The 13,042-nt window shown below is 37.8% G+C and carries 14 protein-coding genes; 11 read left to right on the forward strand and 3 right to left on the reverse strand.

Annotation, left to right across the window (positions count from 1 at the left end):
- Nucleotides 1-107 precede the first annotated feature (107 nt).
- The 4 genes from ACLNCV_RS06620 (at nt 108) to ACLNCV_RS06635 (ending at nt 2,996) form a co-directional block, all read left to right on the forward strand.
- Nucleotides 108-794: an ABC transporter ATP-binding protein gene (locus ACLNCV_RS06620; RefSeq protein ID WP_247952871.1), complete on the forward strand. Its 687-nt coding sequence runs from the start codon at nt 108-110 to the stop codon at nt 792-794.
- Complete coding sequence (locus ACLNCV_RS06625; RefSeq protein WP_000590350.1) at nt 791-1,531, forward strand: hypothetical protein; 741 nt, start codon at nt 791-793, stop codon at nt 1,529-1,531. Before ACLNCV_RS06620 ends, ACLNCV_RS06625 begins: the two co-directional genes overlap by 4 nt.
- Complete coding sequence (locus tag ACLNCV_RS06630; RefSeq protein ID WP_247952872.1) at nt 1,509-2,171, forward strand: ABC transporter permease; 663 nt, start codon at nt 1,509-1,511, stop codon at nt 2,169-2,171. The genes ACLNCV_RS06625 and ACLNCV_RS06630 overlap by 23 nt, the downstream gene beginning before the upstream one ends.
- Nucleotides 2,172-2,333: 162 nt before the next feature.
- On the forward strand, nt 2,334-2,996 hold the full coding sequence (locus ACLNCV_RS06635) for a NisI/SpaI family lantibiotic immunity lipoprotein (protein ID WP_424845019.1): 663 nt from the start codon (nt 2,334-2,336) through the stop codon (nt 2,994-2,996).
- Between the two features lie 211 nt (nt 2,997-3,207).
- Here ACLNCV_RS06635 and gdhA read toward each other — a convergent pair whose 3' ends face one another.
- Complete coding sequence (gene gdhA, locus ACLNCV_RS06640; RefSeq protein WP_000199543.1) at nt 3,208-4,554, reverse strand: NADP-specific glutamate dehydrogenase; 1,347 nt, start codon at nt 4,552-4,554, stop codon at nt 3,208-3,210.
- 227 nt (nt 4,555-4,781) lie between these two features.
- Here gdhA and ACLNCV_RS06645 point away from each other — a divergent pair, with 227 nt between their 5' ends.
- The 7 genes from ACLNCV_RS06645 to ACLNCV_RS06675 all read left to right on the forward strand — a co-directional run bounded on the left by ACLNCV_RS06645 (nt 4,782) and on the right by ACLNCV_RS06675 (nt 11,670).
- A complete protein-coding gene (locus ACLNCV_RS06645) occupies nt 4,782-5,717 on the forward strand; it encodes a dihydroorotate oxidase (RefSeq protein WP_424845020.1) in 936 nt (311 codons plus the stop codon).
- Nucleotides 5,718-5,749: 32 nt separating this feature from the next.
- Nucleotides 5,750-6,787, forward strand: a complete 1,038-nt coding sequence (gene holA, locus ACLNCV_RS06650) for a DNA polymerase III subunit delta (protein WP_424845021.1) — start codon at nt 5,750-5,752, stop codon at nt 6,785-6,787.
- A gap of 459 nt (nt 6,788-7,246) precedes the next feature.
- On the forward strand, nt 7,247-7,852 hold the full coding sequence (sodA, locus tag ACLNCV_RS06655; protein WP_049546399.1) for a superoxide dismutase SodA: 606 nt from the start codon (nt 7,247-7,249) through the stop codon (nt 7,850-7,852).
- A 156-nt stretch (nt 7,853-8,008) separates the two neighbouring features.
- A complete protein-coding gene (locus ACLNCV_RS06660) occupies nt 8,009-8,539 on the forward strand; it encodes a YutD family protein (RefSeq protein ID WP_049551866.1) in 531 nt (176 codons plus the stop codon).
- A 20-nt stretch (nt 8,540-8,559) separates the two neighbouring features.
- A complete protein-coding gene (gene rlmN, locus ACLNCV_RS06665) occupies nt 8,560-9,645 on the forward strand; it encodes a 23S rRNA (adenine(2503)-C(2))-methyltransferase RlmN (protein WP_000804760.1) in 1,086 nt (361 codons plus the stop codon).
- The gene (locus tag ACLNCV_RS06670) at nt 9,645-10,127 is read left to right on the forward strand and encodes a VanZ family protein (protein WP_424845022.1); all 483 of its coding nucleotides are present in this window, start codon (nt 9,645-9,647) and stop codon (nt 10,125-10,127) included. The genes rlmN and ACLNCV_RS06670 overlap by 1 nt, the downstream gene beginning before the upstream one ends.
- A gap of 1 nt (nt 10,128) precedes the next feature.
- On the forward strand, nt 10,129-11,670 hold the full coding sequence (locus ACLNCV_RS06675; RefSeq protein WP_424845023.1) for an ABC-F family ATP-binding cassette domain-containing protein: 1,542 nt from the start codon (nt 10,129-10,131) through the stop codon (nt 11,668-11,670).
- A gap of 55 nt (nt 11,671-11,725) precedes the next feature.
- Here the strand turns inward: ACLNCV_RS06675 and ACLNCV_RS06680 are convergent, their stop codons facing one another.
- Entirely contained in the window at nt 11,726-12,529 is an 804-nt protein-coding gene (locus ACLNCV_RS06680) for a peptidylprolyl isomerase (RefSeq protein WP_173213737.1), read from the reverse strand.
- Nucleotides 12,526-12,909: a hypothetical protein gene (locus tag ACLNCV_RS06685; protein ID WP_004234198.1), complete on the reverse strand. Its 384-nt coding sequence runs from the start codon at nt 12,907-12,909 to the stop codon at nt 12,526-12,528. The genes ACLNCV_RS06680 and ACLNCV_RS06685 overlap by 4 nt, the downstream gene beginning before the upstream one ends.
- Nucleotides 12,910-13,042: the final 133 nt, after the last annotated feature.

The raw sequence follows: 13,042 nt of genomic DNA on the forward strand, positions 1-13,042 counted from the left end.
AAATTGAGGACTGTCTATTTTTTTAATTTTGTAAAATTGGAAATTCTGAACAAATTTTGAAAAATAAAGTATAACATACAAGTATAAAACAAGGAGGAATTATAGTTATGAATATACAAGTTCAAAAACTTAGAAAATCATATAAGGATAGAGAAGTACTGAAAAATATTTCTTTTGAAATAAAAGAGGGGAGTATTTGTGGATTATTAGGTATTAATGGTGCAGGAAAATCAACAATTATGAAGATTATTTTTGGTCTTGAAAATGCTGATAGTGGTACGGTTATTTTTAATGGGAAAAAAAATGCGGGTATATATGAGATTGGAGCGCTTATTGAAACTCCTGCTATCTATATGAACTTATCTGCATTTGATAACTTAAAAACAAGAGCATTGTTATATGACATTTCTGACGAACGAATTAATGAAGTATTAAACTTGATTGGGCTATCTAATACGGGAAAGAAAAAAGCAGGGAGCTTTTCTTTAGGTATGAAACAACGTTTGGGATTAGGTATGGCAATAATTACTAGTCCAGATTTGCTCATTTTAGATGAACCTACCAATGGATTGGATCCAGATGGTATAAAGGAATTGTTGAATTTAATGATTTCTTTAAAGAAATCAGGAATGACAATTCTTTTATCTAGCCATCAACTGTATGAAGTTAGTAAAGTGGCAGATAAAGTTGTTATTTTACATGATGGTCAAATTTTTTACGATGGTTCGAATGTTCAAAGTGATGATTTAGAATCTTTATTTATAAGAATTGTTCATGGAGGTGACGCAATATGATAAAAATATTTAAATCAGAATGGTTAAAACAGCGAAAAAATACATCCAAAAAATTCTTGATAATAGCTCCTGGATTGTCGATTTTAATAGCTGTATTACTTGTTGGACCGAGTATTCTAGAAAGTTTTTCAATATATTGGTGGGAAGCCGTCTTTTTGTACACGCTTATTGGATTGTTATTTTTATATGATTATAAAGCAGAAGAAGCTGCAGGAAACTTCCAGAATATATACTTTCGAAATGATAGCATAAAAATATATATCGTAAAGATACTTTTAAAATTAAAAGATTTACTCATTTCGAACGTATGGTTTTTAGCTATATTATTATTTACAAGTAATTTTTTGTATGGCGACTTAATATCATTGAATATAATTGGTGACTTAATTTGTTTAGTACTTATTTCGATAACATCCATATGGGTATTGCCACTCTTGTATCTATTTTCGAAACGGATCAACCCCTATATCTTAGTATCTATTAACTCCTTGATTTGTTTTTTGGTTGCACCTTTTATCGCTCAAAGTAGCTTTTGGTTCTTCTTTCCTTTTACATATCATTATAAAATTGCTTATAGTCTTATGTATATAAAACCGTCAGGAGATTTAGATTTAACAAATCATGTAACAGACGTTAAAATGGTAGTATTTACCGTATTTCTATCATTGATTCTATTTATTGTTTCTTTGTTAATGTTAAATTGGAGGTTAAGTAATGATCCAATTGCTAAAAAGTGAAATGATTAAATTTAAAGGTTCGTATCAACTATACATTATTTTGATTTTGTCTACTATACAACTATTGACAATTCCAATTTACATATTATCTGTAAATAACACAATTGTATTGGAAAATATTATCTTTTTACCCATGTTAGGCTATTGCATGATAACTACGATAATCACTTTATTAGTATCTGAACAAGAAATCAATGCTAATAATTATCAGAATATTAAAGGCTCGAGAAATACAGCCAGTATATGGGGAGCGAAAATTTTTGTGTTAGATTTACTATTATCTTTACTTACTATTCCTTTATGGGTAGTTGTAGGTATAGAGTTAGAACACTTTTCATATTATTTTTACGTAGGAATAGTTAGTTGGTTATTACTAATATTGCTAAATCATTTCCACATGCTATTGACATTGTTTATTGCGAAAGGCGGCAATTTACTTATTGCTGTTGTAGAAAGTTTATTTATATTATTTGCAACAAATAAAGTTTTTCTTAATATTTTTTGGATTCCAGTAATTTTACCAGTTAATATAATTTTAGAAAATAATTTTAGAAACACAACCAATTTATTAGTTTTAACTTTTTATGTTGTATTATTGTTTGTTGCTAATTTAGTAGTTGTAAGCAGAAAAGGTGTTTAATTATATACTATGATTGAAATGAAGGGAGTGTTAAATTTTTGGATGGAAGTTTGGGAATTGTTTTGACTTTACTTCATATCCAAAATAAGTCTGTAAAGACATATTGGAGAGAGGCGTTATTGATTTTTGATAATTTAACTATAGAAAATTAGGAGGAGAACTATGAAATTCAAAAAGATCTATCTTTCCGTAATTTTTTTCTTAAGTTTACTTGGATTGACTGGATGCACATATGAGAAGTATGATGTTAAATTTCTCGACTCAAGTTATAATCGATTTGATTATAAAGGAGAGCATTATGGTGTAACTAATCAATTAATTTTATATGAAGATATTGAAAGTAAAGTAAGCAATCATTATGATATTTATGAAATATCTTACGATGATTCCAATAATGAAATAAAGAATGATTTATTGGAGATTGGTGACTTATATCAGACCAAGAATAGAGAATTTGCCATAAAAATTGATAGTACTTTCTATAAATGTAGACTACTTGATAATATTTCTAAAGAAGAACTACTAAAAGTTTCTGACTTATTTAATGTTCGCTTAGTAGGAGGATTTGCTATCAATGAGCAAGAAGCCAGAGAGTTGAAGGTAGGGGAACAATCGTTTACAATTACTGAAGAAATTATTCCAAAAGAAGAGCTTAGTGCTACAGTTGCTAACTTAGATAATCAAGTGAAGTCTGTCACTAGATTATCAGGGGAGCATGAAAGTTGGAAATATGGAGAAATTTGTTCTTTAAAAAATCAGTCTATCCATGAGAAAGTAGCAGTTAAATTGAATGGAGAATATCATTTGGCTTTCTTTAGAAGTTAAACTGGGCAAAAAGTCTTTAAAAGAAAAAACGCCAAATAATAGAGCAACTACATTAGTAGCTTAAAAACATGATTAAACCGCTATTCTTAGGATTAGCGGTTTTTATTTTTGTTCTAACAGGGACAAAAGGGGGCGAGTAAGTAATTTCCCAACTGTTTAACTCAACATAAAAATCCCCAATCGGAGTGATTGAGGATTAAGCAAATGACTCTTAAACAATACCTTGGGCAATCATAGCGTTTGCTACATTTTCAAAGGCAGCAATGTTAGCTCCTGCAAGGTAGTCTTTATCAAGACCGTATGTTTCTGAAGTTGTTTTAGCTGTGTTGAAGATGTTTGTCATGATGTCTTTGAGACGTCCATCAACTTCTTCACGAGTCCATGAGAGGCGAAGACTGTTTTGGCTCATTTCAAGGGCTGAAACGGCTACACCACCAGCGTTGGCAGCTTTTGCAGGCCCGTAGAAGATACCATTTTCTTTGTAAACTTTGATGGCATCAAGGTCGCTTGGCATGTTGGCACCTTCAGATACACAGATAACTCCTTGAGCAACCAAACGTTTAGCTGCTTCACCGTTGATTTCGTTTTGAGTCGCACATGGAAGAGCGATGTCATAGTTTCCAGCGTAAGTCCATACAGAACCTTCATGATAAGTAGCGGTTGCTTTCTCAGCTGCATACTCAGTCAAACGAGCGCGACGTTTTTCTTTAACGTCAACCAAAAGATCGAAGTCGATACCATTTTCATCGATGACATAACCATTTGAATCAGATACAGAGATAACAGTTGCACCAAGTTCAGTCGCTTTTTGAAGAGCGTATTGAGCAACGTTACCAGAACCTGAAATAACAACTTTCTTACCAGCAAAGCTATTACCGTTAGCTTTGAGCATTTCTTCAGTGTAGTAAACCAAACCGTAACCAGTTGCTTCTGGACGAATCAAGCTACCACCAAATCCAAGAGGCTTACCAGTCAAGACACCAGCATCAAATTGGTTAAGGCGTTTGTATTGACCGTAAAGGTAACCAATCTCACGTCCACCAACACCGATATCACCAGCAGGTACATCAAGTGATGGGCCGATGTATTTTTGCAGTTCAGTCATGAAGCTTTGGCAGAAGCGCATCACTTCAGCATCTGTTTTACCTTTAGGATCGAAGTCTGATCCACCTTTACCTCCACCGATAGGGAGTCCAGTCAAGACGTTTTTAAAGATTTGTTCAAATCCGAGGAATTTCAAAATCCCTTGGTTTACAGTTGGGTGGAAACGAAGTCCGCCTTTGTATGGTCCAACAGCTGAGTTGAATTGAACACGGTAGCCACGGTTTACTTGAACTTTTCCATCACGGTCAACCCAAGGAACACGGAAAGAAATCACGCGTTCTGGCTCAGTGATACGTGCCAAGATATTTTCTTCTATATACTCAGGGTGTTTTTCAAATACAGGTTCTAAAGTGTTGAAAAATTCTTCGACAGCTTGGAGGAATTCAGCCTCGTGCCCGTTACGAGCTTTCACAGTTTCAAACACGCTTTGGATATATTCTTTAGCAGATGTCATATCGTTCTCCTTAAATTCTAATTTAATTATGTGAGTCATTATAGCAGAATTTTTTTAGCTGTAAAGAGAAAAACAAAAATTTTCTAAAAATTCACTCAATTTAGTTTTTCATATTTTTTGAAAGTAGATAAAAAACGAACGTTTTTCTTATAAATGCCTTTCTTAAAGAGAAAATCTGAAAATATGGTATAATATTAGCAATAAAAGGAATCTGGAGGATCAGAATCATGGTATCAACGAAAACGCAAATTGCTGGTTTTGAGTTTGACAATTGTTTGATGAATGCAGCAGGTGTGGCTTGTATGACGATAGCAGAGTTAGAGGGCGTTAAAAACTCAGCGGCAGGAACTTTTGTGACTAAGACAGCAACCTTGGACTTTCGTCAGGGGAATCCTGAGCCACGCTATCAAGATGTTCCACTTGGTTCTATCAACTCTATGGGCTTGCCGAATAAGGGCTTAGATTATTATTTGGACTATCTTTTGGACTTGCAGGAAAAAGAGCCGAACCGGACTTTCTTCTTATCTCTAGTTGGCATGTCTCCAGAGGAAACCCATACTATCTTGAAAAAAGTCCAAGAGAGTGAATTTCGTGGTCTAACAGAGCTAAACCTCTCCTGCCCCAATGTTCCAGGTAAACCTCAGATTGCCTATGATTTTGAGACAACAGACCGGATTTTGACAGAAGTATTTGCCTACTTCACCAAACCTCTGGGAATTAAATTGCCACCATATTTTGATATTGTTCACTTTGACCAAGCGGCAGCTATTTTCAACAAGTACCCGCTCAAGTTTGTCAACTGTGTTAACTCTATCGGAAACGGCCTTTATATAGAAGATGAGTCCGTCGTTATTCGTCCTAAAAATGGTTTTGGGGGGATTGGTGGAGAGTATATCAAACCGACTGCTTTAGCTAATGTTCATGCCTTTTATCAACGCTTAAACCCTCAAATTCAAATTATTGGTACAGGTGGCGTTTTGACTGGTCGTGATGCCTTTGAACATATCCTCTGTGGAGCAAGTATGGTGCAGGTGGGAACCACCCTTCACAAAGAAGGAGTTGGTGCTTTTGATCGTATTACTAATGAACTGAAAGCAATCATGGAGGAAAAAGGGTACGAAAGCCTAGAAGATTTCCGTGGGAAATTGCACTATATTGATTAAATGAACTAAAAAGTTAGAAGAAAGGAGAGAAGATGCTAGCCATTGAAGAAAGTCAGAAGTTGACTTTATCAAATTTACCGAGCCTGAGCCTTTTTACAGGGACAGATCAGGGTCAGTTTGAAGTTATGAAGAGTCAAGTATTGAAACAGATTGGTTATGATTCTGCTGACCTTAACTTTGCCTACTTTGATATGAAAGAAGTAGCTTACAAGGATGTGGAACTGGAGTTGGTCAGCCTTCCTTTCTTTGCAGATGAGAAAATCGTGATATTGGATCATTTTGTCGATATCACAACTGCTAAAAAGCGCTTTTTGACAGATGATGAGCTCAAGTCGTTTGAAGAATACCTTGACAATCCTTCGCCAACAACCAAGTTGTTGATATTTGCGGAAGGAAAGCTGGATAGCAAAAGACGGTTGGTTAAATTACTTAAGCGTGATGCCAAGGTTTTTGATGCAGTAGAAGCTAAAGAACAAGAACTGCGCCAGTATTTTCAAAAGTGGAGCCAGAAACAAGGTCTGCAGTTTGCCGATCATTCTTTTGAAAATCTCCTTATCAAATCTGGTTTTCAATTTAGCGAAATCCAGAAAAATCTCCTCTTTTTACAGTCTTATAAGGCAGATTCTGTTATCGAGGAAGAGGATATTGTTAACGCAATTCCCAAGACCTTACAGGACAATATTTTTGATTTAACTCAGTTTATTCTGACTAAAAAGATGGACCAGGCGCGCGATTTGGTTAGAGACTTGACCTTGCAAGGTGAAGATGAAATCAAACTGATTGCAGTCATGCTAGGACAATTTCGGACTTTTACTCAGGTGAAAATTTTGGCGGAGTCTGGTCAAACAGAATCGCAGATTGCAAGTAGTTTAGGTAGTTTTCTCGGACGCAATCCAAATCCCTATCAGATTAAGTTTGCGCTGAGAGATGCGCGAGGACTTTCCTTGAGCTTTTTGAAGCAAGCTATTTCTTATTTGATTGAGACAGACTATCAGGTTAAGACTGGTCTTTATGAAAAGAATTTCCTTTTTGAAAAGGCACTCTTACAGATTGCTAGTCAGGTCAATTGACATTTTTTTGAAACTACAACCCGCGTCAGGATTATCTTGTCGTGGGTTTCTTAGTGATTTGCTTATTTTATACTCAATGAAAATCAAAGAGCAAACTAGGAAACTAGCCGCAGGTTGCTCAAAGCACTGCTTTGAGGTTGTAGATAAGACTGACGAAGTCAGCTCAAAACACTGTTTTGAGGTTGTAGATAAGACTGACGAAGTCAGCTCAAAACACTGTTTTGAGGTTGTAGATAAGACTGACGAAGTCAGCTCAAAACACTGTTTTGAGGTTGTAGATAAGACTGACGAAGTCAGTAACATATCTACGGCAAGGCGACGTTGACGCGGTTTGAAGAGATTTTCGAAGAGTATTATTAGAAAGTATTTCAGTGATTTCTTCATCTATAAGCAAAAAACTTGAAAAAAGTGAATGTTTGCGTTATCATTTTCATATAGAAAGAAAAAGAGGTATTACAGATGGCTATTATCTTACCAGATCTTCCATATGCATACGACGCTTTGGAACCATACATCGATGCGGAAACAATGCACTTGCACCATGACAAACACCATCAAACTTATGTCAACAATGCTAATGTAGCTCTTGAAAAACACCCTGAAATTGGTGAAGACCTTGAAGCCCTGCTTGCTGATGTAGAATCTATCCCAGCTGATATCCGTCAAGCGCTTATCAACAATGGTGGTGGACACTTGAACCACGCTCTTTTCTGGGAATTGATGACTCCTGAAAAAACAGCTCCATCAGCAGAACTTGCAGCAGCAATCGATGCAACATTTGGTTCATTTGAAGAATTCCAAGCAGCCTTCACTGCAGCAGCAACAACTCGTTTTGGTTCAGGATGGGCATGGTTGGTTGTCAACAAAGAAGGTAAACTTGAAGTGACTTCAACAGCAAACCAAGACACACCAATCTCAGAAGGCAAAAAACCAATCTTGGGCTTGGACGTTTGGGAACATGCTTACTATGTGAAATACCGCAACGTGCGTCCTGACTACATCAAAGCTTTCTTCTCAGTGATCAACTGGAACAAAGTAGATGAATTGTACGCAGCTGCTAAATAATGATAGTTGGAGGGAAGAATTGTTCTTCTCTTTTTAAGGTTATATTATTTTGGTCTGACAAAATCGTCAGACTTTTTTCATTTTTATGAGAAACGTGCTAACTGCTAGAAATTATGGTAGAATAAAGTATTAAGTAATCGTGGAAAAAGGATATCTATGCGAAAAGAAATTGCACCTGAATTATACAACTATAACAAGTTTCCTGGTCCTGAGTTTCATTTACATGGGGACAAGGTCGAAACGGAAGGGATAGCTTTTTCCTTGGTGGAAAATATCAAGGATGCCTTTGATGTGACGGCTTTTAATCAGCGTTTTTCAGAAGTCTTAACCAAGTTTGATTATATCGTGGGAGACTGGAGCAACGAACAGCTTCGCCTACGAGGTTTTTACAAGGATGATCGAACAGAAGAAAAACTTGAAAAAATCAGTCGTTTACAAGACTACCTTTTAGAGTATTGTAGTTATGGTTGTGCCTATTTTGTCTTAGAAAATGAAGCTCCTAAGCGAGCATCATTTGACAAGAAAATGCGTAAGAAGGAAGAAGAAACACCTTCTAAAAAAGGAAAGAAACCGGTTCAAACCAAACGAAAACCGAATGCAGATAAGAAAAATAGACGTCGTCAGAAAGACCAGCATTCTCAGAAAGAGGACAAGGGACAACGTCATTTTGTCATTCGTCAGAAGTGAGTAGAGAATAAGGAGAAGAAATGAAACCGTCAATTTATAGTTTAACACGTCAAACCATGCAGGAATGGGTTTTGGAGCAGGGAGAAAAGAAATTCCGTGCAGATCAAATCTGGGAATGGCTTTACCGTAAACGTGTCCAGTCATTTGAAGAGATGACCAACCTTTCCAAGGATTTGATTGCTAAGCTTAATGACCAGTTTGTGGTCAATCCCTTGAAACAACGTATCGTTCAAGAGTCTGCTGATGGGACAGTTAAATATCTTTTTGAATTGCCAGATGGAATGCTGATTGAGACAGTACTCATGCGTCAACACTACGGTTTATCTGTCTGTGTGACCACTCAGGTAGGCTGTAATATCGGTTGTACCTTCTGTGCCTCTGGTTTGATTAAGAAACAACGTGATCTCAATAACGGTGAAATCGTAGCGCAAATCATGCTGGTTCAGAAATACTTTGATGAGCGTGGTCAGGATGAGCGTGTCAGTCATATCGTTGTCATGGGAATTGGTGAACCATTTGATAATTACAACAATGTCTTGAATTTCGTTCGTACTATCAATGATGACAAGGGAATGGCCATCGGTGCTCGTCACATCACGGTTTCAACTTCAGGTTTGGCTCATAAAATTCGTGATTTTGCTAATGAAGGAGTTCAGGTCAATCTTGCGGTTTCCCTTCACGCACCTAACAATGAATTGCGCTCAAGCATCATGAAGATTAACCGTGCATTTCCGATTGAAAAACTCTTTGCGGCTATTGAGTACTATATTGAGACAACCAACCGTCGTGTGACCTTTGAATACATCATGCTCAATGAAGTTAATGATGGTGTAGAACAAGCCTTGGAATTGGCTGAATTGCTCAAGAATATCAAGAAATTGTCTTATGTAAACTTGATTCCTTATAACCCGGTTAGTGAGCATGACCAATATAGCCGTAGTCCTAAAGAGCGCGTCCTGGCTTTCTATGATACGCTTAAGAAAAAAGGGGTTAACTGTGTTGTTCGTCAAGAACATGGTACTGATATTGATGCAGCTTGTGGACAATTGCGTTCTAATACAATGAAACGTGACCGCCAGAAGGCAGTCGCAGCAGTCAATCCTTAATGATGAAGAAGAGTTATAATCATGTTTTGGTCTGGGGAGTCATTTTCTATAGTATTTGTATCGTTTACTTTTGCTTTACTCCTCAAGAACATTCTCCCGTGGGAGTGGAAACTCCAGGTATTCAGCATCTTGGACGCCTGGTTTTTCTTTTGACTCCTTTCAATTCTCTCTGGAAACTGGGCGAAGTGAGTGATGTAGGACAATTATTTTGGATTTTTTTACAAAATATCCTCAATGTCTTCTTGCTTTTTCCTCTTGTTTTCCAACTCCTTTATCTCCTTCCAAACTTGCGGAAAACAAAAAAGGTGCTACTTTTTAGCTTTCTAGTGAGTCTTGGAATCGAGTGTACGCAGTTAGTCTTGGACTTTTTCTTTGATTTTAATCGCGTCTTTGAAATTGATGATTTGTGGACTAATACCTTGGGTGGCTATCTGGCTTGGCTCCTCTATAACCAATTACATAAAAACAAGATAAGGAATTAAAATGAGTATTTTAGAAGTTAAAAATCTGAGTCACGGTTTTGGTGACCGTGCAATTTTTGAAGATGTGTCCTTCCGTCTTCTCAAAGGAGAACATATCGGTCTTGTCGGTGCCAATGGTGAAGGGAAATCAACCTTTATGAGCATTGTGACTGGTAAAATGCTGCCAGATGAAGGGAAGGTTGAGTGGTCCAAATATGTGACTGCCGGTTACTTGGATCAGCACTCCGTCCTTGCTGAAGGGCAGTCGGTGCGTGATGTTCTCCGTACAGCCTTTGATGAGCTATTCAAAGCTGAAGCTCGTATCAATGACCTTTATATGGAAATGGCTGAAGATGAAGCTGATGTTGATGCTCTCATGGAAGAAGTGGGAGAACTCCAAGACCGTTTGGAGAGTCGTGATTTCTATACCTTGGATGCTAAGATTGACGAAGTTGCGCGTGCCCTTGGTGTCATGGACTTTGGCATGGATACAGATGTAACCTCTTTGTCAGGTGGACAAAGAACCAAGGTGCTTTTGGCTAAACTCCTCCTTGAAAAGCCTGATATCTTGCTGTTGGACGAGCCGACCAACTACTTGGATGCTGAGCATATTGACTGGCTCAAGCGCTATCTCCAAAACTATGAGAATGCCTTTGTTCTTATTTCACACGATATTCCATTCCTGAACGATGTGATTAATATCGTCTATCATGTGGAGAATCAACAGCTGACGCGTTATTCTGGTGACTACTACCAGTTCCAAGAAGTCTATGCTATGAAGAAATCTCAGCTAGAGGCAGCCTACGAACGTCAGCAGAAAGAGATTGCGGACCTCAAGGACTTTGTCGCTCGAAACAAAGCGCGTGTTGCAACACGAAACATGGCCATGTCTCGTCAGAAGAAATTGGATAAGATGGATATTATCGAACTGCAAAGTGAGAAACCAAAACCATCCTTTGATTTCAAACCGGCTCGTACACCAGGGCGCTTTATTTTCCAAGCCAAGGATTTGCAGATTGGATATGAACGTCCTCTGACTAAGCCTTTAAACCTTACCTTTGAACGTAATCAAAAGGTTGCTATTATCGGGGCAAATGGTATCGGGAAAACAACTCTCTTGAAGTCCCTCTTGGGCATTATTCCACCAATCGCTGGAGAGGTTGAACGTGGAGACTACCTAGAACTTGGCTACTTTGAACAGGAAGTAGAAGGAGGCAATCGTCAAACACCTCTTGAAGCTGTCTGGAATGCCTTTCCTGCACTTAACCAAGCAGAAGTTCGTGCAGCCCTTGCCCGCTGTGGTTTGACAACCAAGCATATTGAAAGCCAAATTCAGGTCTTGTCAGGTGGGGAACAAGCCAAGGTTCGTTTCTGTCTCTTGATGAATCGTGAAAACAACGTTTTAGTGCTGGACGAGCCGACCAACCATTTGGATGTGGATGCCAAGGATGAACTCAAACGCGCTCTGAAAGAATACAAAGGGTCTATCCTTATGGTCTGTCACGAACCAGACTTTTATGAAGGCTGGATGGACCAAATCTGGGATTTTAATAATCTAACTTAAAAATGAGGATAAAAGAAATACAGTACCGAATGTGGATACTGTATTTTTTTGGTTTTTAAGATTTAAAATCGTAGTCTTTCACCACTTCGATGCTGTCGATTGTGATAGCAGTAGTTGGCTTGTCTTTTTCATCTTTTTCGGCTTTGGCAATTTTATCTACTACATCCATACCGTCAATCACTTGACCAAAGACTGGGTGTTTGCCATCTAGACTAGGGTTTCCCCCTTCTTTATAGGCCTCGATGATTTTCTTTGGATACTTGCTTGTAGGGAGTTTAGCAGAGGTATCTGTAGAGTTTTGATTGATGAAGAATTGGCTACCATTGGTGTTTGGTTGACCAGTATTAGCCATAGAAAGAGCTCCACGGATGTTATAGAGATAAGGAGTAATCTCGTTCTTGAAACCAGTTCCCTTGTCTTTAGTCTTATCCTTGTCATGCCAGATGGACTGACCACCTGTACCGTCTCCCTTTGGATCTCCAGTTTGAACCATGAAGCCATCGATGACACGGTGGAAGGTAATGCCGTTATAGTAGCCTTCTTTGGCATGAGTGAGGAAGTTTTCAACCGCTAGAGGAGCGAGTTTAGGGAAGAGTTTGATACGGATATCTCCTTGACTTGTGTGTAGAATCACTTCAGCCTCGTCTTCAGCAACTTCTTTAGATAGTTGTGGGAAATTGGCATTTTCGTTTGTTAAAGCATCGTTTAACTCCTTGGCAGATTGGGCAGCTACTTTGGAGCTTTCCTCAGCGGCCAAGCTAGAATCTACATAGTCATCACCACGCAAACTACGTTGGATGCTGCTACATCCAGCTAGGGCTACAGTTGATAGTAAAAGAAGGGTTGCTAGTTTTTTCATTCTGATCCTCTCAAAAATTCATTTCTACCATTGTACCCTAAAAGGAAGTGGATTTCAAATATTAGTGACAAGGTAGTTTTAGAGAAAATCGACCAAAAAATCACTTGATTAGAGATTCTTCTTTGGATGGCGGTTGATAATTCCCTTGTATTGTTCCAGTATCTGCTCCCCTTTGGAGTTAATTTGTAGCCACGAACGGTAAAGTGACTTGCTAATTCTTCTTCTGAAAAGTTGTTATGAAGGGTTTGCTCCAGATCTGCAGCCTTCATCTTAGATAGTCCTGTAATTCCCTTGCTTTTCAGAATATTCTTTTTCATAGTAGCATTGAGATGATCAAGTGAGTCAAAAGCTGTTTCAATGACTGCATAACCTTTTTCCACCAGAGTTTTTAAATGTTTAGGGGCATCAATGTCATAAGTATACTCAAAGTATTTTGGAAACCAGATCTTAAGAAAGCTCGTAAAGCATCACAATTTAGTAAACGTTAATTCGAAAGAATTACTATACTTAAAA

This window comes from Streptococcus sp. CL5.50 (assembly GCF_049738015.1).
Taxonomy (GTDB): domain Bacteria; phylum Bacillota; class Bacilli; order Lactobacillales; family Streptococcaceae; genus Streptococcus; species Streptococcus mitis_CA.

Coding starts and splice junctions, on each gene's coding strand:
- ACLNCV_RS06620 (WP_247952871.1), top strand. CDS start 108: ATGAATATACAAGTTCAAAAACTTAGAAAATCATATAAGGATAGAGAA.
- ACLNCV_RS06625 (WP_000590350.1), top strand. CDS start 791: ATGATAAAAATATTTAAATCAGAATGGTTAAAACAGCGAAAAAATACA.
- ACLNCV_RS06630 (WP_247952872.1), top strand. CDS start 1,509: ATGATCCAATTGCTAAAAAGTGAAATGATTAAATTTAAAGGTTCGTAT.
- ACLNCV_RS06635 (WP_424845019.1), top strand. CDS start 2,334: ATGAAATTCAAAAAGATCTATCTTTCCGTAATTTTTTTCTTAAGTTTA.
- gdhA (WP_000199543.1), bottom strand. CDS start 4,554: ATGACATCTGCTAAAGAATATATCCAAAGCGTGTTTGAAACTGTGAAA.
- ACLNCV_RS06645 (WP_424845020.1), top strand. CDS start 4,782: ATGGTATCAACGAAAACGCAAATTGCTGGTTTTGAGTTTGACAATTGT.
- holA (WP_424845021.1), top strand. CDS start 5,750: ATGCTAGCCATTGAAGAAAGTCAGAAGTTGACTTTATCAAATTTACCG.
- sodA (WP_049546399.1), top strand. CDS start 7,247: ATGGCTATTATCTTACCAGATCTTCCATATGCATACGACGCTTTGGAA.
- ACLNCV_RS06660 (WP_049551866.1), top strand. CDS start 8,009: ATGCGAAAAGAAATTGCACCTGAATTATACAACTATAACAAGTTTCCT.
- rlmN (WP_000804760.1), top strand. CDS start 8,560: ATGAAACCGTCAATTTATAGTTTAACACGTCAAACCATGCAGGAATGG.
- ACLNCV_RS06670 (WP_424845022.1), top strand. CDS start 9,645: ATGATGAAGAAGAGTTATAATCATGTTTTGGTCTGGGGAGTCATTTTC.
- ACLNCV_RS06675 (WP_424845023.1), top strand. CDS start 10,129: ATGAGTATTTTAGAAGTTAAAAATCTGAGTCACGGTTTTGGTGACCGT.
- ACLNCV_RS06680 (WP_173213737.1), bottom strand. CDS start 12,529: ATGAAAAAACTAGCAACCCTTCTTTTACTATCAACTGTAGCCCTAGCT.